This window comes from Glaciecola nitratireducens FR1064 (assembly GCF_000226565.1).
GTDB classification, from domain to species: Bacteria; Pseudomonadota; Gammaproteobacteria; order Enterobacterales; family Alteromonadaceae; genus Glaciecola; species Glaciecola nitratireducens.
Map to the genome: position 1 here is coordinate 2,819,228 of NC_016041.1, position 26,029 is coordinate 2,845,256.

The 26,029-nt window shown below is 43.4% G+C and carries 21 protein-coding genes; 6 read left to right on the forward strand and 15 right to left on the reverse strand.

Annotated elements, in window-relative coordinates; genetic code table 11:
• Position 1: 1 nt before the first annotated feature.
• From GNIT_RS18185 to GNIT_RS12200, 11 genes are read right to left on the reverse strand one after another with little or no spacing between them, the layout of a single operon-like run.
• Positions 2 to 145, reverse strand: a complete 144-nt coding sequence (locus tag GNIT_RS18185; protein ID WP_014109527.1) for a hypothetical protein — start codon at positions 143 to 145, stop codon at positions 2 to 4.
• A 3-nt stretch (positions 146 to 148) separates the two neighbouring features.
• Complete coding sequence (locus GNIT_RS18005; RefSeq protein WP_014109528.1) at positions 149 to 1,495, reverse strand: phenylacetate--CoA ligase family protein; 1,347 nt, start codon at positions 1,493 to 1,495, stop codon at positions 149 to 151.
• A 3-nt stretch (positions 1,496 to 1,498) separates the two neighbouring features.
• Entirely contained in the window at positions 1,499 to 2,725 is a 1,227-nt protein-coding gene (locus tag GNIT_RS18010; protein ID WP_041246419.1) for a glycosyltransferase, read from the reverse strand.
• Entirely contained in the window at positions 2,722 to 3,951 is a 1,230-nt protein-coding gene (locus GNIT_RS12165) for a TIGR04063 family PEP-CTERM/XrtA system glycosyltransferase (RefSeq protein WP_014109530.1), read from the reverse strand. The genes GNIT_RS18010 and GNIT_RS12165 overlap by 4 nt, the downstream gene beginning before the upstream one ends.
• Before the next feature lie 48 nt (positions 3,952 to 3,999).
• Entirely contained in the window at positions 4,000 to 5,901 is a 1,902-nt protein-coding gene (locus tag GNIT_RS12170; RefSeq protein ID WP_014109531.1) for an XrtA/PEP-CTERM system amidotransferase, read from the reverse strand.
• A complete protein-coding gene (locus GNIT_RS12175; protein WP_014109532.1) occupies positions 5,888 to 7,045 on the reverse strand; it encodes a glycosyltransferase in 1,158 nt (385 codons plus the stop codon). Before GNIT_RS12175 ends, GNIT_RS12170 begins: the two co-directional genes overlap by 14 nt.
• Positions 7,045 to 8,490, reverse strand: coding sequence for an exosortase A (gene xrtA, locus GNIT_RS17725; protein WP_014109533.1), 1,446 nt, complete (start codon positions 8,488 to 8,490; stop codon positions 7,045 to 7,047). Before xrtA ends, GNIT_RS12175 begins: the two co-directional genes overlap by 1 nt.
• Positions 8,490 to 9,701: a TIGR03087 family PEP-CTERM/XrtA system glycosyltransferase gene (locus tag GNIT_RS12185; RefSeq protein WP_014109534.1), complete on the reverse strand. Its 1,212-nt coding sequence runs from the start codon at positions 9,699 to 9,701 to the stop codon at positions 8,490 to 8,492. The genes xrtA and GNIT_RS12185 overlap by 1 nt, the downstream gene beginning before the upstream one ends.
• A 9-nt stretch (positions 9,702 to 9,710) precedes the next feature.
• Positions 9,711 to 10,745, reverse strand: coding sequence for a FemAB family XrtA/PEP-CTERM system-associated protein (locus GNIT_RS12190; RefSeq protein ID WP_014109535.1), 1,035 nt, complete (start codon positions 10,743 to 10,745; stop codon positions 9,711 to 9,713).
• Between the two features lie 32 nt (positions 10,746 to 10,777).
• A complete protein-coding gene (locus GNIT_RS12195; RefSeq protein WP_014109536.1) occupies positions 10,778 to 11,623 on the reverse strand; it encodes an XrtA system polysaccharide deacetylase in 846 nt (281 codons plus the stop codon).
• Between the two features lie 35 nt (positions 11,624 to 11,658).
• Entirely contained in the window at positions 11,659 to 13,071 is a 1,413-nt protein-coding gene (locus tag GNIT_RS12200) for a TIGR03013 family XrtA/PEP-CTERM system glycosyltransferase (RefSeq protein WP_014109537.1), read from the reverse strand.
• A 186-nt stretch (positions 13,072 to 13,257) separates the two neighbouring features.
• Between GNIT_RS12200 and GNIT_RS12205 the strand changes: the two genes are divergently transcribed.
• The 4 genes from GNIT_RS12205 to GNIT_RS12220 are packed head-to-tail and all read left to right on the forward strand — an operon-like array spanning position 13,258 to position 18,242.
• The gene (locus tag GNIT_RS12205) at positions 13,258 to 13,887 is read left to right on the forward strand and encodes an XrtA/PEP-CTERM system exopolysaccharide export protein (RefSeq protein WP_014109538.1); all 630 of its coding nucleotides are present in this window, start codon (positions 13,258 to 13,260) and stop codon (positions 13,885 to 13,887) included.
• Between the two features lie 22 nt (positions 13,888 to 13,909).
• A complete protein-coding gene (locus tag GNIT_RS12210; RefSeq protein ID WP_014109539.1) occupies positions 13,910 to 15,487 on the forward strand; it encodes an XrtA system polysaccharide chain length determinant in 1,578 nt (525 codons plus the stop codon).
• Positions 15,484 to 16,530 (forward strand): XrtA-associated tyrosine autokinase, encoded by a 1,047-nt coding sequence (locus GNIT_RS12215; protein WP_014109540.1) that lies wholly within the window; start codon positions 15,484 to 15,486, stop codon positions 16,528 to 16,530. Before GNIT_RS12210 ends, GNIT_RS12215 begins: the two co-directional genes overlap by 4 nt.
• Before the next feature lie 26 nt (positions 16,531 to 16,556).
• Positions 16,557 to 18,242: a TIGR03016 family PEP-CTERM system-associated outer membrane protein gene (locus GNIT_RS12220; RefSeq protein ID WP_014109541.1), complete on the forward strand. Its 1,686-nt coding sequence runs from the start codon at positions 16,557 to 16,559 to the stop codon at positions 18,240 to 18,242.
• Between the two features lie 7 nt (positions 18,243 to 18,249).
• On the opposite strand, the gene GNIT_RS12225 is transcribed toward GNIT_RS12220, so the two are convergent.
• Positions 18,250 to 19,299 (reverse strand): XrtA/PEP-CTERM system-associated ATPase, encoded by a 1,050-nt coding sequence (locus GNIT_RS12225; protein ID WP_014109542.1) that lies wholly within the window; start codon positions 19,297 to 19,299, stop codon positions 18,250 to 18,252.
• A gap of 43 nt (positions 19,300 to 19,342) precedes the next feature.
• Positions 19,343 to 20,764 (reverse strand): bifunctional D-glycero-beta-D-manno-heptose-7-phosphate kinase/D-glycero-beta-D-manno-heptose 1-phosphate adenylyltransferase HldE, encoded by a 1,422-nt coding sequence (hldE, locus tag GNIT_RS12230; RefSeq protein WP_014109543.1) that lies wholly within the window; start codon positions 20,762 to 20,764, stop codon positions 19,343 to 19,345.
• Between the two features lie 53 nt (positions 20,765 to 20,817).
• Here hldE and GNIT_RS12235 point away from each other — a divergent pair, with 53 nt between their 5' ends.
• Positions 20,818 to 21,201, forward strand: a complete 384-nt coding sequence (locus tag GNIT_RS12235) for a GIY-YIG nuclease family protein (protein WP_014109544.1) — start codon at positions 20,818 to 20,820, stop codon at positions 21,199 to 21,201.
• On the opposite strand, the gene GNIT_RS12240 is transcribed toward GNIT_RS12235, so the two are convergent.
• The gene (locus GNIT_RS12240; protein WP_014109545.1) at positions 21,166 to 22,071 is read right to left on the reverse strand and encodes a DUF350 domain-containing protein; all 906 of its coding nucleotides are present in this window, start codon (positions 22,069 to 22,071) and stop codon (positions 21,166 to 21,168) included. The genes GNIT_RS12235 and GNIT_RS12240 overlap by 36 nt on opposite strands.
• Before the next feature lie 79 nt (positions 22,072 to 22,150).
• On the opposite strand from GNIT_RS12240, the gene glnE reads away from it, so the two are divergent.
• Positions 22,151 to 25,360: a bifunctional [glutamate--ammonia ligase]-adenylyl-L-tyrosine phosphorylase/[glutamate--ammonia-ligase] adenylyltransferase gene (glnE, locus tag GNIT_RS12245; protein WP_014109546.1), complete on the forward strand. Its 3,210-nt coding sequence runs from the start codon at positions 22,151 to 22,153 to the stop codon at positions 25,358 to 25,360.
• Here glnE and GNIT_RS12250 read toward each other — a convergent pair.
• Positions 25,357 to 25,971, reverse strand: coding sequence for a toxin co-regulated pilus biosynthesis Q family protein (locus GNIT_RS12250; protein WP_014109547.1), 615 nt, complete (start codon positions 25,969 to 25,971; stop codon positions 25,357 to 25,359). The genes glnE and GNIT_RS12250 overlap by 4 nt on opposite strands.
• Positions 25,972 to 26,029: the final 58 nt, after the last annotated feature.

Consider the following 26,029-nt stretch of genomic DNA (forward strand, 5'->3'; position numbering starts at 1 on the left):
TTTATTTGCTCTCATCTTTTATTTTTTGTACTTTATTTTTTATTTGTTTTTTATTGTCGGCTTCACTCTTCTCGTACTTCCAAAGCTGATAAATACTCCAACAAATAACAAAATTCGACACTAAAATGGCTAGCTTATCAATCATCTTTTATTCAACCTTACAAATAACATACCGATACTTACCCGATTTTTCAGGCGTCAGCGCAGCAACAGAGAACACTTGAACATCCACCGAGTCACCTAATCGTTGTTTTAATCCATCAACAATGTAATGCTCTATAGCGCTACTCATTTCCGTGGTTGGCACAACCTCAACATCAACTTTACCTAAGCTATGTTGAGTAATCTTAAACTCCTCAATACCATCAACTTCTCGCAGTACATAAATTAGCGACAAGCCATGCATTTTTGTTCCGTCAGTTTTGTAAACAAAGTCTGTACTGCGTCCTTGAATATTTTCTAATATAGGCAAACCTCGTCCACACCCGCAAACTCGCTTGGAATAACTGGCAATATCGCCTGTTCTATATCGAATAAACGGAAAGTCTGACGTGGCCAAGTGAGTCACAACAATCTCGCCTTCTTCACCATCAGGAAGCGGTTGTAGGTCGTCCCCCACAATCTCTACCACTATATCTTCAGCCGAAACATGTAAATTGCCTTTAGGGCACTCGTGCGCAATAAAACCAGCATCGCGGCCACCATAGCCATTTGCCACAGGCGCATTAAAAGCTTTTTCAATGTCTTGGCGTTGGTAGTCGTACAGACGCTCTGAAGTCACAAAAACCACTTTTATACCGCATTTGCTCATATCAATTTGTTTTTCAATGGCTTTTTTAGCTAACATGGCAAAAACGGAAGGGTAACCGAACAGCATCTTGGGGCGTTTCGACTTAATTTCATCCAAGAACGTCATCACGCTAGCATCCGATAAGTCAAAGGCAGGGATCAGGTGTGTTCTTAAAAATTTGTCGCGTATGGCTTTTACCTTATCTTGACTATTCAGTTCAATCGGCGAGCCCCAAGCAACAATTTCTGTATCGCCAATGTCAACATCCCACCAGCGTGTGGCGCGCCACTTTTCGGCTACGTCGTGGCTAACTCTTTCCTTACCTAATAAAAAGAGTAAAGGGTTACCGCTTGACCCTCCAGTGCTAAATTTACTGACCGATTTAGCATTTTTGGAAAGCAATTCTTCAAAATTTTCTTTAATTACCGACTTTGTCATAAACGGCAATTTTGATAAGTCAGCCGCTGTCTTAATATCACTGGGTGAGAGCTTATTATTATCGAACAGTTTTTTTACAAAGGTATTGTTAATATACAGCCCAGACAGAAACTGCTGTAGCTTATCATTTTGCAGCGCTAGCAGTTTGTCTGTTGATAACCATTGCGACTCCTCTAGCTGCTTGCGAATACTAACAGTGTCATGTTTTTTAAGTTTTTCATGCAATGGAAAAAAAACATTGGCAACAAATTTTGTATAAAGACTCATTTACTAATCCTTTCCTTCCAGTGAAGCACGCTCTAATGAGAAATGCTCCAACGCATTGTCAAATACCTGCTTTAACGCACTTACTCGATTGTTCCAGTGATTATCACTAGCATACTGCACAAGCATGTTTTTATCCCAAGTCTTTTCAAGTGCTGTCAACGTGGCTTTTTTTAAGGCTTCTGAGTCACCAAAAGGAACAATAAAACCAATATGATCATTACATATCACCTCGCTGTTACCGCCAACATCTGTTGCAACAACGGGTGTAGCACAAGACAGCGATTCAAGAAAAACATTTGCCCACCCTTCATTCGCTGTCGGTAACACAAATAAATCAGCTGCAGACAAGTAATCCGTTAACTCATTGGATGGTTTGGGTCCCATAAATTTAACGTTATTAATTAAGCCTAAGTCAATCACTTGGCGCCTTAAGTCAGGCTCATTATTGCCCTCAGCAGTGGCACCGCCCACAATCAAATAAACAAGGTCTGGATAATTTTGTAATACCGCAGGTAAAATTTCTAACACCCGATGAAAACCTTTCCGTGGCACTAAACCACCCACGGTAATCAGCACCTTCGTGCTGGCGTTTATACCTTGTTTGCTTTTTGCTTGTGCTTTGTCTTGAGCAAAAAACTTCTCGGTATCTATACCGTTTCCAATAACGGTTATTTTGTTAGCTTGCGCACCGTTGGCTACTGCTAACTCTTTTAACGAGGTGGAAACTGTCACTAACTTAGTGGCGCTGTTCCAAGCTTGTTGAACTTTGTTTCTTAACTTAGGCGACTCAAGATGTTTCTTCTCGGTACCTCTTAACGTAATAGTACTGGGTATTCGAAGGTTGCTCGCAATCTGTGTGGCGGCAAATCCGTCAGGATAAGAAAAGTGACTATCTATCGCATTGATATCGTATGTTTTATTTAATTTTTGAATAAACCGCTGACTAAACAAACGCATAAAGAATCCGTCAAAACGCCGTCCAACAGAAGGAAACGATAAAAATCGAGGATAATACACTTCAATACCGTCAACTATTTCCATTGCGGCGGGCATAAGTCGGTAATCAGGAAAAACAAGTCGCAGGAAGCTCTGCAGCGGAAACCACGGTACCGGGCTTACCACTTTAATTTCAGCAAACTCAGCCATTCTTTTTGCGCGTTCTTTTACAAACAAGCCCGCGTGGGGCCTTACGCTAGAGGGAAAAAGAGAGCTAAAAACCAGTATATTCACTGTTGCTTCCCTTGCACTTTTTTACCTGTTAAACGCTCATAAATTGGCAAATAATTACTCACCGACACTTTCCAGTTTCTCACTTCTTTCACAAAGCTTAAGCCATTATCTAAAATTCCTGCGTGCTCTTTACCTGATATTTCTATAATCTTTTCAGCCAGCTCTTTTTCATCATCAGCAGCAAACAAATATCCATTGCTGCCATCTTCAATCAACTCTTTATGTCCCCCTACATCCGAGGCAAGCACCAACTTCTTCTGCGCCATTGCCTCTAAAGGTTTCAGTGGTGTGACTAATTCCGTTAAGCGCATTGATTTGCGTGGGAATACCAACAGGTCAACAAGGTCGTAATAATTAGCCACTTCGGCATGAGCAACTCTGCCGGTAAAGATAATTTTATCTTCAACCTTCAGCTCTTTAGCTAAAGCTTTTAAATTAGCGTCTTGAGGGCCGCCACCCACTAATAATAGGCTAAAAGGCTTATCACTTGAAGCCAAGGTGTGCATGGCTCGCACTAATATATCTAGTCCTTCGTAGGCGTAAAAAGAACCAATAAAACCAAGCACAAAAGCATCGCCCATATTGAGCTTGTCGCGCAATGCCTGCTTGGCGCTTTCATCCGGTGTTCTGTGAATAAACTTATCCAGTTCAACCGCATTTGGAATGAGCGTTATTTTGCTGCTCGCTACGCCCCTGGCAATCAAATCGTCTTTCAGGCCTTGGCATATTACGGTAACGGCATCAGCATTTTTAACCACATTACTTTCCATTGCGCGTGTTAAGCGGTAGCGTAAGTCGCCTTCTTTACAGGTGCCGTGATCAACTGCGGCATCTTCCCAAAAAGCCCTTATTTCATACACAAATGGAATACCAAACTTCTTTGCCGCCCAATTAGCAGCTACGCCGTTTAATGAAGGAGAGTGCGCGTGAATAATGTCTGGATTTTCCGTTTTAATCACTTTGACTAAGGACTTCTTTAAGCTCGAAATAATTGCCATTTGACCAATCAAAGGCAGCTTGCTAAAAAAACCAGTAGGTACTTCACTTCGATAAAAAATGAGCTCGTCAATGGTTTCAGGATTAGTAGAAAAATCGCCTTGTTTAGCGCTTGTCACATGCACAGTGTCAATCCCAAAGCCGTGCTGCTGCTCTAAAATAGCTTTGGTCCTGAAAGTGTAACCACTGTGCAGGGGTATGGAGTGGTCTAACACGTGCAATACTTTCACATTTAATCCTTACTAATTCATTCGTTCAAATGTTAGCCAAACTTGCGGCTACCAATACACATCATTTTTCCGCACAAACTGCGAAAACATAAACACCGTCCACAGTTCAGCACCATAATCGCGCTTATTGTTTTGATGCGCTTGAAACATTTTCTCAAGCTGCCGGCTATCAAATATATCCAGTGCTAATAACTTCGGCTCAGAAATGGCTTTTTGCAATTGTTCTTTCAAGGGCCCACGCAACCATTCCGACAACGGTATACTGAAGCCCATCTTGTCACGGTATAAGTTGTCGTGCGGTAAATGCGGCTCTAAGGCTTTTTTAAATAAGGCTTTACCGTTCGACCCTTCAATATTTTGCTCAGTCTGCAAACTAAAATAACTATCAATAAACTCATGATCAAGCATGGGCACGCGCACTTCTAGGCTATTTGCCATACTTACACGATCAACTTTGACTAAAATATCACTTGGCATCCAGGTTTTAAAATCAAGGTACTGCGCTTCTTTCACTGGGCAGTCAAACGACTTAGTTCGCAGGATATCAATGAAAACTTGCTCTGAATTGTACCCCTCTAGCTTTTGCTCAAAGCCAGTTGAATACAGTTTTTTGCGCTCATCTTCTCGAATTTTACTCACGCCATTCAAATAGCCTTTCCAACTGCTCATTGATAGCGACTGAAAGGTCGTTTTTGCCCTCAAGAAGCGAGGCGCCCAATCCGCCTTGGGGTAAATAATTGATAAGGGCTTAAACACCAATTGGCGAATAATACTGGGTATTTTCGAACGCAACTTTTCTTCGTTTTTATGCAGCTTATAACGTCTATAACCGCCAAATAATTCGTCACCCGCATCGCCAGATAAACAAACCGTGACGTATTTTCGCGCTACCTCGCATACTTTAAATGTGGGTAAGGCTGAGCTGTCGGAAAAAGGCTCGTCGTACATATCAATCAAACTGTCAATTAAGCCGAAATCATCATGACTTACGATATCTAGATGGTGATCAGTATTATATTTATCAGCCACCGCTTGCGCGAACTCAGACTCATTAAATTCTGGCACATCAAAGCCAATAGAACAGGTAGTCACTTTTTTATCTGGATTAAGCTGCGCCATCGCCGCAACCACGCCGCTTGAATCAACACCGCCAGATAAAAAGGCACCTAAAGGAACTTCCGACATCATGCGCTGGCTGACTTTATGTTTAAAGTCGGCGTACAGCGTTTCTGGGTTGCCGATTTTACTACTGCTGGTTTGTTCAATGTCCCAATATTGATGTTGGCGCAAACTGGCATCGCTCATATCATTGGAAATAGGAAAGTGCATAAAGTGCGCTGGCTGAAGCTTTTTAACATGCTTAAAAATAGAGCGTGTTTCTGGCACGTAGCCAAAGGTTAGATAATCTTCCACCGCTTGCGGAGACAGCGCTTGGTCAAACTCAGGGTGAGCCTGCAGCACTTTTAATTCTGATGAAAATAAGAAGCTATCGTTGATGATGGTGTAAAAGAAGGGCTTTTCGCCAACTCTATCGCGCGCCATAAACACCGCGTTTTGCGCTTTGTCGTATAGCACAAAAGCAAACATGCCGTTAAAGTGTTGCAAACAATCAGTGCCCCACTCTTGATAGGCACGAATGATGGTTTCGGTGTCGCTGTGAGTGTTAAATACGTGGCCTTTTGCTTCCAGCATGGCGTTCACGTCGAGGAAGTTATAGATCTCGCCGTTAAACACAATCACAATATCTTTGTTGTCGCTGAACATCGGTTGCTGGCCGCTCGACACATCAATAATCGACAAGCGACGATGTGCCAAACCAATGCCTTTATCGAAATAATAGCCTTCCGCGTCTGGGCCGCGATGTGCTTGCGTTCTGTTCATTTCTTTCAGTAAAGACTCGTCTATATTGTATTTACCCGTCAACGATATAAAGCCGCTAATTCCGCACATGAGCTAATCCTTGTTGGTATAACGCTAAATATTGATTGATCATGGTGTTTTGACTAAATCGTTCTTCCACTAATTGCTGCGAGGCTGCCTGCATCTCTTGGAATACGGGCCCATATTCGCCTTCAGCTTTGTATTTATCGAACATAAGCAACAGTCCTTCGCTTAGTGCTTCCACCGATTTAGCATCGACTAAAATGGCTTGCTCCTTACTCGTTATTTCAGGGATGCCGCCAACACGTGTGCTAACAACTGGCAAGCCGCTAGACATTGCCTCAAGCATAGTCATTGGAACACCTTCAGCATCAGATGACATAACGAATACGTTAAGCGCTTGGTATACCGCTGGCATGTCGTGGCGTTCACCCCACATTTCTATATTTTGTGGGCATGATGAATTGGCTATCTGTTGCTCTAAGGCTTCTTGCAGCGGTCCTTTTCCTACAACAACAAGTTTTGTTTCCGCTTTGAATTTTTCGCTTTGCTCGCAGGCTAATACATAACTTGCAATCAGGTTCTTTTGATTCTTAATTGCTTGCAGTCGGCCTACGTGTCCAAAAATCAGCGCTTGTGCGGCAGTTGAACCTTCACTTACCGCAGCGCCAGTGTGCCGTTCTGCCGGTTTATATTGCGCAGTATCTACACCGTTTAAAATCAGATCGCATTTTTTGTCAGACAAGCCTACGACATTTATTAGCCATTGATGTAAGTCATCACTTACCGACACAATCTTATGCACAAAAGGCGCAACAAGCTTGCGCAGTATTTGATATTTCTTATTTGTGCCATCCGGGTCGTGAACATCTCGTCCATGTTCAGCATGCAGTCGAAACGGCACTCTTGCTAGCGCAGCCATGGTTTGAAACTCCAAGCTAGCCAGATTATAAGAATGTAAAATATCGGGCTTCTCTTGTTTCAATACAGCATAAAACTGCTTAAACGTGCCCCAGCTCTGCCCTTGCGGTTTGTTTAAGGCTATCATTTTTACCGACTTAGCAAGTTGCGCCACAAACTCTTCCGAATAATTGGTAAGCGTCACAATGGTGTGCTCATAATTATCCGGCAAACTGGCGATGCAGTTTGCGATAATACGCTCAAGGCCACCTACATCGAAGCTATAGACAAGGTGCATGAGTTTAATTTTCATTAGTACTGAAAACCTTCAATTGCCGCTTCCATCGCCTTTATCTTGGCTTCTCTTGATGGCAATTCGCTATTCACCTGAACGGCAATAAACACACCTGCCCCATGATTGCCCGCTAGCTTACTGATGGTTTGATTCACTTTTGTCGGAATTGAGCTTGCGGTGCGCTTGCCATCTACCTCGAACCAATAAACTAAAGCAACGTTGTTGCCTCGAATGTCGACCAACTCAATCAGATTCACTTGGCCTTTTGACGTCATTTCTCTATCAATTGTTTTCCGCGTGAAGTTGTCAATATTGTAATAACGACTCAAGCCACTGACCATTTCATGCTCATCGTTGTCAAAATAATACTTAGCAACGTAAATCGGCGTTTGGTTATTATTCGTCTTGTAAACGCCTGACCATTCTTCATGTGGGTTGGTCATATCAGGTTGCCAAGAAAGTTCTTGTGGCGTGAAGGCTTCATTAGCATTGAGCGTATTTGTTAAGTTGGACGAAGGCACTGGCGGTATGGAATTGATATAAAAAGTGGTGTAGGTGCCGACCGTCGCAACGACTAGCAGCGACATTATCAAGTTCTGGATAGGCATAACCTTAACAGTGCCTGTGGGCGCGCCTTCAATTTTCTCACTTTGGGTGTTTTCGCGACCAATTTGTCCAATGCCAAAAAGTAACAGCAAGACAAACGCAAAGAAGAACCAACCATACACTAAGTGATCGGCCCCTGTGGCATGCTCCATATCGGTTAGATAACCAATAACAACGATGCCAAACGCACGGATACCATTAGCAATAATTGGCACAATAAGCGACGCAAAAACAAACGCGACAATTTTCCAACGCGTTTTATAGTTAAGATAGGCAAACAAAGTACCCAAGGCAAACGATGCAATTAAGAATCGAATACCAGCACATGCTTCAGCCACTAAGAACGTGCCGTTAGGCACATACAAATACAAACCTTCTCGGTAAATAGGAATACCTACTAGCTGCAGCATTTCGACGGTTAAATACGCCGTAATATCTTGCAGTACAGGTACCAATTCATCACCAAAAGGAATGGTAAAGGCTAAGAAAAACAAAGGAAAGGCGAATCGATATACAAATTGATTGCCAAAACAAAGCCAGACAATAAGCACCAAAGACAAGTAGGCACTAGCATGAGTAAACAGATTGATGCCTAGCAATTCGCTGAACATGTTTATCACTTGCACAGCAAATAGAGCTAGCAGCACCCAGTAATTTGGCTGTAGCTGAGTATGCACAAACTCCGACTTACGTTCGTAGAATAAATACAGGACTACCGGCACGATAAAGAAGCAGTGTTTGTAGGTTTCAGATGAACCCCATACTTCCACCATGCTCACGAGTGTTGAGAAATAAAGCACAAACCAGGCAGCCAAAAATACGCCAAACTGCAAAACAATCCTTTTATTTTGACTCATCAAACTCGTACTCCATTAAGTAAATCTGAAAACTTGTGCATTTCACTTTCCCATGAAAAGTGTTCAACCACGAAGGCTCTGTTACTTTCACTAACCAACGCTTCTTTCGCCAGTAAGTCACATATGATTTGTGCCATGGCCTCAGGGGAATCTTCAACTTGATAATCGCTACTTAGCGGCTTAGCAATACCTTCAGCCGCCATACTCGACAGCACAATCGGTTTGGCCATTGAGAGTGCTTCTAGCACTTTATTCTGAATACCACGTGCTATACGAAGCGGTGCTACCGACACTTTGGTTTGTGCAATGTAAGGTCGCACGTCCTCAACGCGCCCAGTAACCGTAATATTGTGTTTACCATGCAATGCTTGCACTTCTGCGCTAGGCTTCGACCCCACCACATAAAATTGAGCGGTGTTATCATGAGACAGGATAAGCGGCCATACGTTTTCCACAAACCACATCACTGCGTTCACATTCGCCCAGTAATCCATGGCGCCGGTAAAGGCAACGCTATTGTCCGCTATGTTATCAACGGCTTCAAGCCCCGCCTGAGGATCGAAGTAAGTTGTGTCAACCCCATTCCTGACGCCTAGCACTTTATTATCGAGCGCCTTTGGAATAAGTGACGTAAACATGCTTGCTTCATCATCTGAAACAAAAGTACTAAAGTCGAACGCATTAGCCATATTAGTTTCATAACTTTGCAGCAAGCGTGCTTCGCGATTGTAAAACCACGCTTTGATGCCACTCTTTTCTGCCGCATACTGGCGCCACTTGTCTGAATCAACATCAACAAAATCAAGCACGCTATGCTTTATATTGGGTAAATGTGGCTCGACAAATTGAGCCATGGCAGCTGAAAAGATGAGAACACGCTGCACTTGCTGCTCAACAATGGTTTCGTCAACCCAGCGCTGCATTTCATGGCTGTGATAGTAAGGTAAAGTAATAGGCTTGCTAGTCACAAACCCCGCCAAACCCTTTACTTTGCAGAGCAGTTTGTTTTGCTGAATGCACTTTATGCTTTTACAATACGCGAGTAAGTCTTTGTCGAAACCGAGATCTTCGTCATCGTCAATAAAACAACCGAGATGAATATCAAACGCCTGACTCAACTGCTTCATCATATTGAACGAACGAATTTTATCCCCCTTATTTGGCGGAAATGGAATTCGATGAACTAGAAACAGTAGCGCCGGCTTCATCATTACTTATCCCTATGCCACGTACTTGGACAAAAACGGACCGATTATTTGTGACACTTTCAACGGTAGCTTCTGCCAGGTATTGATCAACATCTGGTACTTAGGATTGTTGGGACTCAGGTTAGGCAGCTCTTGCGCCTTGACCAAATGGTAGTAGTGGAACAGTGGTTTTGGCTCAATGCCCCAAGTGTTCTTGTATTTAAACGCACCCGAATCGTTTTTACTTCGGCCAAAATCAAACAGCTTGCAGCCTCTTTTCGCAGCGTGACACATTAATTGATAATACATGTGGTCGTTACTTTTAGCACCGCGCGCTGCCGTTAAGCCGCCGCCATAGTAAGGCATCACGGTGTCTTTATAGTAGAAGCTCATCACGCTAGATAATGCAGTGTTGTCGTGTGAGACGGTCAACACATCAACCTTATCTTTGAATTCATCGAGCAACAGCTTGAATAGCTTTTTTGAAAATACCGGCGTTCCTAAATTTCGAACGCTTGTAGAATAAATGTGATAAAGGGTATCGATGTCTTGAGCGACAGTAGTAGATAATTCGTTTTTCAATGAGTGACGCACAACGGCGCGTTGCTTCTTTTTAATGCTCAGTAAAATATCGTCATCGTTGTTTTTCAATTCAGTTTCAAAGTAGCTGTGTACCGACTTTTCAACAAAACCTTGCTCAACTAATTCAGCTTGTTGCGATTGATAGCGAAGCTCTAAATAGTCTACGCCTAAGTCTTGAGCAAGCTTGCAAGCCTGCTGCTCTAACGCGTTTTTAACCTCTACTGAATTCGCAATGGCGCCGCCATACATACAAAATGGCGTGGAGCACAGCTGATGACCGAACAAAAAACTTTTGACTTCAAATAACGGCAAAAGGCCATCTAACAGGCCTTCTTCATTGATACTGAGCAAATAATGCGGTTTGTGGCCGCTAGAGTCGTGAATAACCCTGCGCCAACCAAACAAGTGGCAAAAGCTACCCAGTTCATGGTTTTCTACAAATGCGTTCCATATGGCCGCATCATCGTGTGTTGCTATTCTGATCATCTATTTTGTTAGTCCGTTACTTTGTCGTTCTGCTACTTGTTTATTCCGTAAACCTCGGCCATCGTTGACCATTCATGGTCTTTGATAAGTTTCACCAATTTCTTTTCCATTGCGTGCAGGTTAACGTAATGTCGTAATTTTGATTTAAACGGAGCCCCTTCAACGCGAGGCTGATCTGCGTCTATTTCCCAAGGATGAAAGTAGAAGTTATACGGTTCTGTGGTTGTTTCCATGTATCTTTTTATACGTCGGTTTGATAACCAATAAGGATAAAGACGAAAATAGCCACCACCACCAATACCGGTGTTCTTGCCATTGCTGGCTATGGTCGGTACAGGTATTTCAATAATGCCTTCTTTGCGCACATGCTTAAATCTTGGCCAATCCGGCACGCCATATAGGTCATGTTCTATTGGGTAAGTACTTGAGCTGTATTTGAAGCCTTGTTCAACCAGAATATCAAACACCCACTCATTAGTTTTATTAATAGAAAAACTGGGCGCACGATATCCTAGCAATGCTTTGCCTGAGGCTTGTTCGAGCTTGTCTTTGCTAATACGAATATCTTCAAATACTTCGTCACGCGTCATGGTTGTTGTGCGTCGATGGTTAGAACCGTGACTGCCTAACTCATGACCTTCATCAACAATTCGTTTCACGACATCTGGACAATGTTCCGCCACCCAACCAAGCGTAAAAAATGTGCCTTTTATGCCGTGTTCGTTAAATAAGTCAATTAAGCGGTGTGTATTATTGCCAACGCGCGGCGTGATACTAGACCAGTCTGAGGGCGAAATAACCGATTCAAACGCAGATACGTGGAAGTAATCTTCAACATCTACTGTCATCGCGTTAAGTCTTTTGGGGTGAACCTGCATAGTTTATTTTCCCTGTTCAAAAATCGATTTAACGATTATCGACCTTTACCAAATAAAACAATCTCAACGGTTCTGATCAGTATTAAAATGTCTAAAAGTAAGCTTTGATGCTTCACGTAATATAAATCAAATTTGAGTTTTTCAAGTGAATCTCTAACGCTAGCGCCGTAGGGGTAATTCAATTGTGCCCAGCCAGCTAGGCCTGGTTTTACATTGTGGCGCTGATTGTAATAAGGCACTTCCTTCACCAACTGCTGAACAAACTCGGGGCGCTCTGGCCGCGGGCCGATGAATGACATTTCACCTTTGAGCACGTTCAGCAATTGCGGTAGTTCGTCGATGCGATACTTGCGAATAAAGTTACCAATTCCTGTAACCCTATTGTCATTTTTGGTAGCCCATTTAGCGCCGTCTTTTTCAGCGTCTGGCCGCATACTTCGGAATTTTAGAATGTTGAACAGTTTACCGTCTTTGCCCACCCGCTCTTGCTTATAAAAAACGGAAGCGCCAGTGCGAAAACCATCATCGATGTAAATAATGAGTGCAGTGATCAGCATAAATGGCCAGGCAAAAAACATTACAAAAGTGGCGAGTGTAATGTTAAGCACGTAGTCGACTGACTCACGCAGATAATTTTGAGAATGAAACCCGTTTGAATAAATCACCCAACTTGGGTACATCAGGTCAACCACTATTTGGCCGCGTTCGCGCTCCATGAAATCGAGCAAATCGGTTACTTCTATGCCTCTTAAGCGGCAATCAAATAATACCGATACAGGCAAAGTGCCACGGCGCTGGTCACAGGCGACAATAATTTCTTCAATATTATTGTCAGTTAAAAATTGTCTAAAGGAATCGTCCACTTTTACATGGATGATTTTTTCTCTCAGTACACCGCTTTGGCGGTCATCACCAGGGATCGGAACAAAACCGACTAATTCAAAGCCTAAACGGTCGACGTCTCGGCGCATTCTGCTTTCGATAATAGAAGCTCTAACGCCAGCGCCCAGCACCAAAATGCGCGAACTGCTCAAACCCATCAGGCCTAAACGATTCGTAAAGTAGCGGAAAAAAACTAGGGTCACTATATTGAAGCAAACAGCGGTAGGCAGAAAGTAGGCGTCTAGATCAAGTTGTGTAAAGAGTGCACTCGTTACAATTTCGACGATGAAGAAGCTTAAAACTAAACTCACAAAAATGCGTCGAATAATGCCCCTAAACGTTTCTCGAAGTTTGGTTTCGTATAAACCAACGGACAAAGAGCAGACTAAGATTGCCATCATGAGGAGGAAAATATTTATTGCCAGCGCTTCAGAGTTTGGCTTAGCCGTAATTTGTAGACTGACCAAAACGAAGCTCGCAATATAGCTTACATACGATACAAGTACTGCTTCAGTTAGCACTAGCGCCGTTGAACGTTTATTCTGTCTTTTGTTTGACGATGCCATAACTTCCCTTTACCAACGACTATTATACAAACTCTCGTTTTAGACGTATGATAATTGATTTATTTAAGATAAACTTATATTAATTCGTCGAGCATTATAATAGGTTTCACGCTCGGGTAAATGACTGATTTATGATTTATGATAAACTTTGTGAATATCATCAACATCTGTGAAGGAAATTTAGGGATGAAAAAAGCACGTCAATTAGGCATCGTCGGACTGGTTCTTACCACCTTTGTTATGACAGGATGTAGCGTTAATAAGCTGCCGGAAGCAACAACGCGAGCGTCATTAACAACCAACGTTAATGATTACCAATACCTTATAGGCCCAGGAGACAACCTCACGATTTTTGTTTGGCGAAATCCAGAAATATCTGGCAGTTTTGTTGTGCGTCCAGATGGGAAAGTCACCACGTCATTGGTTGAGGATGTTGAAGTATCTGGCAGAACCCCAACCATGCTTGCGCGCCAGCTAGAAGAACAACTTTCCACCTACATAAATAATCCGAGAGTGACGGTGAGTGTTGCCAGTTTTCAAGGACCGTTCAGCGAACAAGTTCGCGTGATTGGTGAAGCAACAAACCCCAGCGCCGTTAATTACACTGAGAACATGACCCTACTCGATCTGATGATCGCGGTAGGTGGTTTGACTGAATTTGCAAGCGGTAATAACGCGAAATTGGTGCGTGTTATCGAAGGCCAACAAACCACATATGAGATAAATATCGAAGCCCTCATAAAAGACGGCGATATTAGGGAAAATATCGATATGCTCCCAGGCGACATCATCATCATTCCAGAAGCTTGGTTTTAATCTAATTTAGAGAAGTACATACATGCAAGATTTAGAACAAACCATTCAAATGGTGCTCGACTTTATCCGAGGGATATGGATAAAGAAAAGATACGTGATGATATGTTCATGGCTGATATGTCCTATTGGCTTTTTTTATGTTTCTACTTTGCCCGACGTTTATGAGTCAGATGCACAGGTATTCGTGGATACTCGCTCAGTGCTACAGCCAATACTCAGGGGTTTAGCATTCGGGACTAATCCTGAACAAGAAATTCAGATGATGGCAAAAACGCTGCTAAGTCGCTCAAACGTAGAAACGATTGCTCGCGAGTCTGATTTAGACATCACCGTAACTACCGACGAAGCATACAATAAACTCATTACTAACTTGACCGACGATATAAACCTTGCGGGAACAGGTCGCGACAACATCTACACCATTTCATATTCTAATCAAAACCCTGGAATGGCAAGAACTGTAGTACAAGAAACACTTGATTTGTTTGTTGAAGGCTCATTAGGCAACTCCCGTCGCGACGTTGATACAACCACTCGATTCCTTGATGACCAAATTGCAGAATACGAATCCAGCTTATCAGAGAGCGAGCAACGCCTTGCTGACTTCAAAAAACAGTATGCTGAGATCCTCCCCGGAGAAGGCACCTTCTACAACAACCTTCAGTCTTTGCGCAGCCTGCTGGAAGGTACCGAACTCACGATTAAAGAAACTCAGCAGCAAATTAACGCGATGAGAGGACAAACTCGTCAAGCACAAAAGGCAGCCGACGGTTTTGGCGTTCGCAGCAATGACGGAGAACAAGTATTAACTACGCGTTATGACGACCGTATACTGGGTTTGGAAGGACGTTTGGACGAACTGAAGCTGCGATTTACCGAAAAACATCCTGACGTTATTGAATCACAAAATTTGTTAGACTCACTCAAAGAACAGCGAGAAAAAGAAATTAATGCGTTTATGGCACAAGACACCGGTGATGCCCCGTCTATGCTGACCGAGTCAGACCGTCAACTAAGCCTTGAAATTACCCGCTTAGAGGGGCTGCTCGCGTCATTGAATGTCAGAAAAACTGATACCAAGCGCAAGATTGAAGATTTACAATCCAAAATTGACTTAGTGCCGCAAATAGAAGCGGAACAAACTGCTCTCAACCGCGATTACGGAATTAAAAAGCAGAAATATGAAGAACTGCTGTCGCGTCGAGAGTCTAACGACTTAACGCGCCGCGCAGATGTTCAGTCTGAAGATTTGCAGTTCAGGATTATTCGACCGCCTCTGATTGCCAGTCAACCTAGCGGTCCAAAACGTATCTTATTCTACACAGGTATTTTGTTTGTTGGTTTCGGTATGGGGGTGGGCATTGCGTTCTTAATGAGCATGGTTAAGCCGGTTTTAGTTCGCGGCCAACAGCTCAGTGACTTAACCGGTTTCCCTATTTGGGGCATGGTGGGTCACTTAGATATAGTAAAAATCAAAAAACGAAACAAAATGCGTATCTTTATTTTTGCATTATCGTCCGGTGCTATTCTTTTGCTATACGCTGGCTTAGTAGTGGTAGATGTAATGAACATTGATTTAGCGAGCAAATTTCCATTATGAACAATACAATAGAAAAAGCCTTACTTCGCCAAAAAGAAGCTGAGCGTTTGAAAAAGGAAGCTGAACTCTTAAATGATGAAGCAAAGGAACTTGAAAATTTAGCTGCAGAGAGTTTGTCTCAGGATGAACCTGAACCTACCCTAGCCCGCGCAATTGAAGCCAGTGCAATTAAGGCCAGTGAAGTTGAAGCAAATGCAATTGAAGCAAATGCAATAGTGTCGCCTGCTAGCGCAGAAGCTGGGAGTAGCGGGCAAAGCGACGATACGCTTACCACAGAGCGGTTTTTTGACATTGATATTGCTAGCTTAGAAAAACGCGGATTTGTCTCTTTGCACAGCACCCGCAGCCAGATTAATGAAGAGTATCGCGAAATAAAGCGCAAGCTTTTATCCAACGCATTCGGGGCACTGTCGAAAACAATCACTAATGCCAATATTATTATGGTTACCAGCGCGCGTCCAAGCGAAGGAAAAACCTTCACAGCCGTTAACTTAGCATTAAGTATTGCTGCAGAAAAAGACAAACGCGTGTTGCTTGTCGACGCTGATGTTTTAAAACCGAATACGCTGCGAACCTTAGGCCTAACAGAGCGCTCCGGTTTGATGGAGTATTTACTAGGTGATGTGAAGAAAATTGGGCAAGTCATGTTTCGTTCTAACATCGATAAATTACGGATTATTCCAGCTGGACGGTCGCATCACTTATCAACAGAATTGTTAGCCAGTCAGGCGATGCACGATCTAATTACAGAGTTCTCCACGCGCTATGCTGACCGCGTTGTGATCATAGACACACCACCCATTATTGGTATCAATGAGTCTGCTGTATTGGCCAACTTCGCTGGTCAAGCCGTTGTTGTAGTAGAAGAAGGCCGCTCAAGATTATCGGACATTCAAAAGACAGTGGAACGTTTAAATCCTAATATGGCAATTGGCTTTGTTGTTAATAAATCGCTCAATACATCAGAGCAAACTGGTTATTATGGCTACCACTATTACGGATCCGACAGAGAAGGCGAAGAACAGCCTGCTCCAAAAGCGTAACTTAAACAAAAGGAAGTGATTAACTGATGCAGTTTAAAAGGAAGTACTTAGCGACATCAATACTTGCTTGCACGCCTTTGATCATGCAAACGGTCAACTCTACCGCGGTTGCTAATGAGCTGGATTGGACCATTGGTGTCGACAACGAATTTGTCTATCAAGATATTTATTCTGATGAGCGACAAGAAACCATTAACTCTGAAAATTACATTTTACGCCCTCAGATATCACTTAACTTTAAATCGAAACGCAGCAATGGGTTTTGGCGAGCAACTCACAACCATGTTCGACGCAGTTTGCAAGATGCAAATATCACCAATAATTATACTAACTACGCTTATGGCGGCAGTTTTGCTGCGATCCAAAACCTGTTAACGTTTACCGCTAGTGGCGCTTTAAATTATCAAAGCGCAGCTGCAAACGGCTTTTTAGTCGATAGCTTCCTGCTGAATGCTGAGAACTTATCAAAAACACGCTCTAATCGCTTCGGCGCTGATTTCACCCTGCCGAGAGGCGATTATTTTGGGCATACAACCAAAGTTAATTATTCTATTACGGAAAGCGAACGGCGTGAAAATTCGTTCAATCGCCTAGACAGCAACGTTCTGAGCGTAAATACAAATACCTACACAGGAGATAACTTCGAACGTTTCAGCGCTCAAGTTAACACCGACTTTAGTATATCCGAACGCAGCGTTAACGGAGACTATACGAACCGCCGCGCTAACGGCGACATGTCTTATCGACTTATCAGCAACCTAGGTGTTATTGCTACGGCCAGTCACGAAGCCAATCAGATAAAGTCACAAAACAATGTTTTTTCCAACGCGCGACAGTTTAATTCTGTGGGCGCTGGGTTGGTTTGGCGAGAAGCCGAAAATAAAAGAATTGCCCTTACATGGAACAGAGCCGACAACGATTCCGTGGCAGAAGATGAAAATAACAAAGGATATGTTGGGGCTGATATAAACTGGCAATTTACACCAAGAACACAAATAAGCGCGGGCTACACACGCCGCTTCTTTGGAGAAAGCGGTAATTTTAGTTTTCAGCACCGCCTCAAAAAACTGAGAACTCAGGTCACGTATTCAGAAGAAGTTACTAGTTTCTCAAGATTAATTGCCGAGCCCGGTAATTTAGGCGTTTTTGTTTGTGTCGACGGTATTTCAGATCTAGCGGCTTGCTTTCAACCAAGTTCGCTCAATTATCAATTGCAGCCTAATGAGCAATTTGTGCAATTTAGCGGTCAAAACTCAGAGATTAATGATGACCTGATATTGCGAAAAGCGCTTTCGTGGCAGTTAGGCACAGAATTGCGCAGAACAAAAGTATCTATCAATGGTCGTTATGCAACTAATGATTATTTAGAGTCGGATCGCTTATCAAGAACTTACTCTGGTGGTACATCAATTGCCTTTGCCATTGGCCAGAAAACGAATATTAGCTGGACCACCAACGCGGCGGTCACAGACGACATATTTAATGGTGAAAGAGGAACTTCAGAAGTACTCACCAGTAAAATAGGGCTTGATCGTAAAATCGGACGCTATTTTGACTTATCCCTGGCTTTTTCTTACTTACAACGCGAAACAGAAGGTAGCGTAATTGGTGGCAGTTTGGGTGGCAGTTTGGGTGGCGGTTTCGGCGGCCTCAGTGGCGACATTCAAGAACGCCGCGTTTCACTGACCCTGAAATACAATTTATCTAAGTAACTGGCACCTACTCATCGTTGTCCTTCAATCTGACGTAAGCTTGGTACTTCTTCTTCAACAACTTATCAATATACTGGGTTAGCTTGATCTTATGCTTCAACGCATCATCTAAAGCATCCACTAGCTCGTGTAGCATATCTTTGTAGTACTTTGCCTCGTGAATTTCTGTCCCCTTGGCGGTAAACCTCAGTTCCTCAGCACTAGCATCAAATACTTCATCTTTTGCTGGTATCGTGTTTTCAGGTACAAACATCTCCGACTTCACTTCATCAATGACCACATCTACCTGCTCTTTTTCGAAAAAGACAACTTCTTCCAAAAATCCATACAGCAAAATACGATCCATGAGGGTGTTCATGCGCCTCGGTACACCACGAGAAAATTCATGGATAACAGTAAACGATTCATCGCTGAATAAGCCTTCACCAGAGTAACCCGCATGCTGCAAACGAAATTCAATGTATTCTCGAGCTTCGTCGGCATTCAGTGGGGCCAAATGACATGAGGCAACAATACGTTGGCGAAACTGCTCCATATTCGGTGCACGCAGTATCGGTTGAAGCTCGTCTTGCCCCAACAGAAAGCTTTGTAATAAAGGCTTACCTGCTTTTTGGAAGTTGGACAGCATGCGCAGTTCTTCTATCGTTTCTAAGGGCAGGTTTTGGGCTTCATCAACCAATAGTAAGGCGCGTTTGCCCTGAGCAGCTAATTGATTCAAAAAACGCTCTAAGTCTTCAAGTATTTCGCTTTTGCTTTTGCCTGACACGTTAAGGTCGAACTTAGATGCGACCATTTTCACGATTTCATCGGGTGACAGCTTGGGTGTGACAATTTGTGCAGCAAAAATTTCTTCTCCGAGGCTATCTAAGAGACTGTTAGCTATTGTGGTTTTACCGGTGCCAATGTCACCCGTAATGACAATAAAACCTTCTGCCTGCGATAGCCCATACTGCAAATATGACATAGCGCGTTTATGCAGTTTACTGGCATAAAAAAAGCTTGGGTCAGGCGTTAGCTGAAAAGGTTTTGAATTAAGTCCGTAATAACTTTCGTACATGGTTTTATTGTATGTCCCTATTTAAAATCGTGGATAATATACACTATTTTACGTCTGCATTCACAATCTGTGAAATAATTCCGGTGGTTGATACGCCCTCTTCGAATAAAAGCACGCGCACCTCGCCACCATTGGCGATAACCTCTTTGCCACCGGCTATTTCATGTATCTGGTAGTCACCGCCTTTTACCAGCACATCAGGCAAAATATCAGCAATCAGTGACTGCGGTGTCTCTTCGCTAAAAGGCACCACCCAATCCACTGCGCTTAAGCCTGCCAACACCGCCATTCTGCGCTGCAGGTTATTAATGGGTCGGCCTTCTCCTTTTAATTTACGCACTGAATCGTCTGTATTAACGGCAACGATCAAACGGTCACCCAATGTTGCAGCTTCTGTTAAATAAGCAACATGACCCGAGTGTAAAATATCGAAACAACCGTTGGTCATGACCACCCGCTCGCCTTTCAGCTGTGCTTGCTGTACAGCAAGACGAAGCCGCTGTGCATTCATCACACCGCCGCCCTGATGCACCTGCGTGCTGACCGCTATGGCAAGCTCGGTAGTGGATACTGTAGATGTTCCAAGCTTACCGACAACAACGCTAGCAGCATGATTGGCAAACTGACATGCTCTTCCAAGAGGCAGGCCAAGCGCTATGCAGCACGCTAGGGTAGAGATAACCGTATCGCCAGCGCCGGTTACATCATAAACTTCTTTAGCATGCGCGGGTAAATGATAGGCCTGCTCTTGGAACAGCGACATCCCTTTTTCAGAGCGCGTGATCAATACCGCCTCAAGCTCACATTTTTGCTTCAGGACTTGAGCGCTATCAAACAATTCATCTTCGCTTTCACAAACCCCCATTTCACCTTCAAATTCCGACATATTGGGCGTAATTAGCGTTGCCCCTTTATATTTGGCAAAATCACTGCCTTTAGGGTCAACGATAATCGGTTTATTGTATTTACGCGCAAGGGAAATAATTGACTGGGGGTCTGACAAACACCCTTTACTATAATCAGACAGCACCACGAGGTCGGTGTGCTGAACACGCTCTTCAAACTTAGCGAGTAACTCTGATTTATCGTCCTTAGCAAAGCTCTTTTCGAAGTCTAAGCGCAGCAATTGCTGATTACGGCTCATTATTCGCAGTTTTGTAATGGTGTCCTGATGCGCTACTTTCGAAAATTCACAGGTGACGTTCATCGCCGCTAAGCGATCGATGAGTATTTGAGCAGCTTCATCCTGCCCCGTCATTCCCATCAATACCACGTTAGCACCCAAAGTCGCGGCGTTAATAGCCACGTTTGCAGCGCCGCCGGGACGGTCTTCCACATCGTCTACACGCACTATGGGAACAGGTGCTTCAGGGGATATTCGCGCAGTAGGTCCGGTCCAATAACGGTCGAGCATTACGTCGCCAATAATGAGAATGTTCGCTTTGCTAAAATCAGGTATTTGCATGATTAACTGTCTTGTGAATTGCTATTTTTTTTGAATTGCTGGAGAGTATAACAATGAATCAGAAAAAGTCCGATAAACCTTGGTTTATCTATCTCATAAAAAACAAATTAAATCAGCTGTATTGCGGCATTTCAGTAGATGTATCGCGGCGTTTTCTTGAGCACGCGACTAACAGTCCCAAATGCGCAAAGGCTTTGAAAGGAAAAGGCCCCTTGGTATTACTATTTTGTGCTCAGGTAGGCAGTCAATCAGACGCTTTAAAATTGGAACGTTGGTTAAAAAAGCAAACAAGAGAATTTAAAGACCGCCTTATTGCGGGCTCCTCAAAGCTGCCATCAGAGTATGAACTGCTTGATACTAAGCTTATTCAGGAAAATGTTATGCTCAAAGCAGCGGATACCTTAGCCAGAAAACAGTCCTGCAATCAACAATGCTAAACCGATGCTCAACACAAACTCGATGCTCGCAATACCAACGTTATGCTGCAAATCTACTTCTCTTTTCCAGTTAACACCGGCCAATATGATGCGTTTAGACACGCTTGCTAATATAATAAGTGAAACTGCAAACGTCAGTCCAACCAATAGCCACCCCGTTATGTTGCTAACGTAGGACTCTGGTTCGTAAGCTAAAATCGACCCTGCTGACGACACCGCTATAGCTGTACCAATTAAGTTTCCTGAATGCTGAATTGCAAGTGCCAGATGGCCTTTACATAGAGTATCCTGAAAACTGTTGTCTTGATTGTTGTTGGCAAATCGACGCTCATACAAACGAGTTGTTAATAGCAATACACTTAACACCACCGTTGTACCAGAAAAAATCGCAATCAAGGTGTTCACATCGGTTCCTACTGCCCAGTCGATAATACTCTTGATAATAATTGCGCTGGCAATTGAACTAGCAGCATCCACCAAGGCTACTGATACGTTCTTTTCAGCGATCATTTGGTTTTTGTCGAGGCGGTTAAGCACCACTTTATCGTGGGCAAAGCGACCCGCTCTGACCAATACGATACCGACAGCACCAAATACCACCATACCTAATGCGGCAACTTCATAGCCCAAATGCATATGACGTCCAACTACTGCTGATAAAACGATAGTGAGCGATAACATTCTACCGGCCATGCTGATACCAAATGCAAAGTTATCTTTTTCACCCAATTCATTTCTCACGCTTACCTTTGAGAACACGCCGGAAAATGAGCGAATTGCGAGTAACAGAAGAACGGCGATTGAAAGATCAATGGCTAAATAAATCAAAAGATCTGATGAGAATGGTACAAATTTTACCAGTTGTTCCATATTGGGATAATCCTAACTTCACATTTAATCGAAAACTGTACCATAATACCCGTATTGAAGAATAAGCACATGTTGTTAAATGCAAAAATTACCGAATATTTTAGATGAGCGCGCAAAATCTCACTTTGACGATTTTACAGCTAAGTTGCAGAGTGCGATATCAGGCAACGAGCAAGCTGCCGACCTCCACGCTAGCTATCTTGAGTTAGTCAGCGAACACCAAGCCGATATTCAGCTTGCATTTGGACTGAGCGATTTTATTGCCAGAACCGCTCAACTCTATCCTCTGCAATTTATGCAGAAACTGCCCGCTATCATCAAGCAAAGAAATCACGATGGCCAACAATACCAAGAATACTATGAGGCTTTGCAGGGACAGCTTGAGCAAAGAGGGATTGAGCAGAGAGGGATTGAGCAAAGAGGGATTGAGCAGAGAGGAATTGAGTATAAACCTGCCGCAAAAAATGACGAAGCGACCCTGCATGCAGTATTACGACAGTTTCGACATATAACGATGCTGTCGATTGCGTGGCGCGATATGCTTTACAACGCAGACATTAAACAATCCTTATTAGCGATTTCCCATCTCGCAGACGCGCTAATTAACACAGCAAATGCCTGGCTTTACCAAAAAGCCTGCGAACGCTACGGCAAGCCAGCAGCTGTTAGTCAGACTGTAGACAATCCAAACGCCTCTTCCCGCGTGTCGCAACAGCAACAGGAATTACTTATCATTGGTATGGGTAAATTAGGCGGCCGTGAGCTCAACTTCTCTTCAGATATTGATTTGATATTCGTTTATCCCGAATCCGGTGAAACCGACCATCCTCGCAAGCCGATTGATCACCAGACCTTTTTTACTCGCCTAGCGCAAAAACTAATAGCCGCACTGCATCAAACCACCCTAGACGGACAAGTTTATCGTGTTGATATGCGCCTTCGTCCACTCGGCGACAGTGGCCCTCTGGTCGTCTCGATGCCGGCATTTGAATCGTATTACCTCGAGCAAGGCCGCGAATGGGAAAGATTCGCCATGCAGAAAGCGCGCGTTATTAATCCTGATTCAGAAGCGGTGCAAGAACTTCAGAGCATTATTACCCCCTTTGTATATCGCAAGTACCTTGATTTCACCACTATTGAGTCATTGCGAAATATGAAGCAATTGATCGCGAATGAAGTAGCAAGGCGCAATTTGACGAACAATATCAAGCTAGGCAAAGGCGGCATTCGAGAAGTGGAATTTTTTGTTCAATCCCTGCAAATGATCCACGCTGGTAAAGTGACTGAATGTCAAACTAAGTCGATATTAGCTTCATTCGCGGCCTTAGTTGAACATGAGTTTTTGCCACCCAAAGATGCGGCCGAGCTGCAAGAAAGTTACCTATTTTTGCGTCAAATAGAGAATTACCTTCAAGCATTCAACGATGAGCAAACTCAGCAATTACCCGATGATGAAGTGGATCAAGCTCGACTTTCGTATTTGTTAGCGAATATGCTGTACGCCAACACACAAGCGTCCATCAAGTCAGACGGCGCGTCTATCGAAATTGAGCTAGATGCGCCATTAGAAAAAATTGACCCCATACACCAGCACATGAAGCGCATTAACCACCACTTTATGCTGTTGATTGAAGACAACAACGAAAGTAAAGATGAGAACCAAGCCTTAAATCAAATTTATCGCGATTTGTGGTCATTAGAGCTAGACGTACACGAGATGCAGAGCTTGTTTTTTACCCTAATAGACGAGTCAGAAGTAGCTGAAAAACTCAGCTCGCAACTAGTCGAGTTTAAACGCAAATGCACCAAACACGACATTGGTCAGCGAGGCAACAACACGCTTAACAAACTCGTGCCTCAGTTGCTTTACGAAGTGCTGACTTATGAGGAAAACGCTGAGCAAACTGACGCGACTCTTGCTAGCCACAATACAGCCGATGCATTAGTCACTGATATCGACAAATCAGGTACTGTTACTAACGACGATGAAATCAAGCATGCTAGCGAGTTGTTTGAGCGAATCTTCGATATTCTCTTAACCATTGTTGGTCGCACAACTTACCTAGATTTACTGCTCGAAAATCCTGCGGTAAGAAAGCGTTTAATGAGCCTTTCTGCGAACAGTCACTGGGTAGCTAAACAAATCAAAGCCTTCCCACTGCTGTTAGACGAGCTTCTGCATCCAGCCTATTTACAGACTGATCATGCGGGTATATCAACATGGCGCGACGAGTATGAAAATGAGCTTCGCCTTCAGTTGCTCCGAGTCGAGCCTGATGATGTTGAAGCGCAAATGGATGCTTTGCGCTATTTCAAGTTAACCCAACAGTTGCGCATTGCAGCAGCAGACATTACCGGCACACTGCCTATTAATAATGTCAGCGACAAACTCACCGTACTCGCAGAAGTATTGCTGGGTCAGGTCATTGATATTGCATGGGTGCAGATTGCAACTCGCTACGGCACGCCTGAAGGCTATTCGATGCAACACAAAGGACTCGGAGTGCTTGCCTATGGGAAGTTAGGAGGCATTGAATTAGGCTATGGCTCTGATCTCGATATCGTTTTTGTACATGACGTTAACCTATCTGTCATGACCAATGGCCCGAAAGTAGTGTCGTGCAGTGAGTTTTTTGTAAAGCTGATACAGCGCGTCACGCATATTTTCACTACAAAAACGTATTTAAACGAACTCTACGAAATAGATTTACGATTACGTCCATCAGGTAATTCAGGCCTATTGATAAGCCATATTGATAGTTTCGATAATTATCAAAAAAACGACGCTTGGACTTGGGAACATCAAGCATTAGTGAGAGCTCGCTATGTTTATGGTCACGATGCTCTTGAAAATACATTTAAAAAAATTCGCCAAGAGGTGCTTTCGAAAAAAAGAGTCATGAGTGAATTGCGCAAAGACGTTGCGGACATGCGCGAAAAGATGCGGGTTCACCTCGACAAGTCTGATGAAAACAATGCAGACTTAAAGCAAACGTCGGGTGGTATTACAGATTTGGAATTTTTAACGCAATATTGGGTGCTGCTTCACAGTCATCAATTTAATGAATTGACACAGTGGACCGACAATTTGCGGATACTCGACTCCCTTGCACATGTTGGCGTTATCAGCGAAGATGAAAACCATGCGCTGCAGCAAGCTTACTTATTTATTCGCAATCAGCTGCATAAACTCAGCTTAGGCGCTTTTGGTCGACATAAACCAGTCCCAGATTTAGACAAGCACATGGCCATTATTCAACACACTTTTGTAAAGGTATTTGAGGGCTAGTCGAAACCTGCCTTTTTGCAGTTGTCTGTAACGTAAGTTCCTGCGTTTTCGGCGATAACGATAGCGCGTTTTTTGTTGCAAAAATACACGTTAACTTGTGGTATGAAGTTAGCGTCAATAGCGCCTGCAATTTCATCGAGCGTTGCCACTAAACTATTTTCGGACAAGAAACGCTGGCGAATAATGAAATCTTGATTAAGATCCCAAATTAGCTGCATTCCTTCTTGTTCTGCATATTTCATTGCTTCAGTTCTAATTGTCGTGCCTTGTGCAAAACTTCGATATTTGTATTGGCCTTGCCAATTCTCTTCAGGCGGTGAATTAACGGTTGAGATGGCTATCAGCTGCTCAGTTTGACTCGCTTCTGGCGCCTCTAGCGCAATCACATAGTCGCCGTACTGTTCTTGTATCGGGTCCTTTGAAGACAGGCGAAACTCTTCATAAAAGCGGGCAAGGTTATCAGAAATATTTTCTTTTGAATCAGCACCACCCGCACCCGACTCACCGGTGTCTTCAGGTACATACATCAAAACGATTAAGGCGCCCGCCAAAACGATAAACGCCAGCACTAAATGTTTTATCCAAAACGCGGATACTTTCTTATCTGCCATTTTTACCTCTGTAACAAAGCCAGTGTCGACAAAACTGGCTTCACTTTCAATTCAGGCG

Coding starts and splice junctions, on each gene's coding strand:
- GNIT_RS12215 (WP_014109540.1), top strand. CDS start 15,484: ATGAACAATACAATAGAAAAAGCCTTACTTCGCCAAAAAGAAGCTGAG.
- GNIT_RS12210 (WP_014109539.1), top strand. CDS start 13,910: ATGCAAGATTTAGAACAAACCATTCAAATGGTGCTCGACTTTATCCGA.
- GNIT_RS12170 (WP_014109531.1), bottom strand. CDS start 5,901: ATGTGCGGAATTAGCGGCTTTATATCGTTGACGGGTAAATACAATATA.
- GNIT_RS12235 (WP_014109544.1), top strand. CDS start 20,818: ATGAATCAGAAAAAGTCCGATAAACCTTGGTTTATCTATCTCATAAAA.
- GNIT_RS12195 (WP_014109536.1), bottom strand. CDS start 11,623: ATGCAGGTTCACCCCAAAAGACTTAACGCGATGACAGTAGATGTTGAA.
- GNIT_RS12175 (WP_014109532.1), bottom strand. CDS start 7,045: ATGAAAATTAAACTCATGCACCTTGTCTATAGCTTCGATGTAGGTGGC.
- GNIT_RS12200 (WP_014109537.1), bottom strand. CDS start 13,071: ATGGCATCGTCAAACAAAAGACAGAATAAACGTTCAACGGCGCTAGTG.
- GNIT_RS12220 (WP_014109541.1), top strand. CDS start 16,557: ATGCAGTTTAAAAGGAAGTACTTAGCGACATCAATACTTGCTTGCACG.
- hldE (WP_014109543.1), bottom strand. CDS start 20,764: ATGCAAATACCTGATTTTAGCAAAGCGAACATTCTCATTATTGGCGAC.
- GNIT_RS12225 (WP_014109542.1), bottom strand. CDS start 19,299: ATGTACGAAAGTTATTACGGACTTAATTCAAAACCTTTTCAGCTAACG.
- GNIT_RS12185 (WP_014109534.1), bottom strand. CDS start 9,701: ATGATGAAGCCGGCGCTACTGTTTCTAGTTCATCGAATTCCATTTCCG.
- GNIT_RS12190 (WP_014109535.1), bottom strand. CDS start 10,745: ATGATCAGAATAGCAACACACGATGATGCGGCCATATGGAACGCATTT.
- GNIT_RS12240 (WP_014109545.1), bottom strand. CDS start 22,071: ATGGAACAACTGGTAAAATTTGTACCATTCTCATCAGATCTTTTGATT.
- GNIT_RS12250 (WP_014109547.1), bottom strand. CDS start 25,971: ATGGCAGATAAGAAAGTATCCGCGTTTTGGATAAAACATTTAGTGCTG.
- GNIT_RS18005 (WP_014109528.1), bottom strand. CDS start 1,495: ATGAGTCTTTATACAAAATTTGTTGCCAATGTTTTTTTTCCATTGCAT.
- GNIT_RS12205 (WP_014109538.1), top strand. CDS start 13,258: ATGAAAAAAGCACGTCAATTAGGCATCGTCGGACTGGTTCTTACCACC.
- GNIT_RS18185 (WP_014109527.1), bottom strand. CDS start 145: ATGATTGATAAGCTAGCCATTTTAGTGTCGAATTTTGTTATTTGTTGG.
- xrtA (WP_014109533.1), bottom strand. CDS start 8,490: ATGAGTCAAAATAAAAGGATTGTTTTGCAGTTTGGCGTATTTTTGGCT.
- glnE (WP_014109546.1), top strand. CDS start 22,151: ATGCAAAAATTACCGAATATTTTAGATGAGCGCGCAAAATCTCACTTT.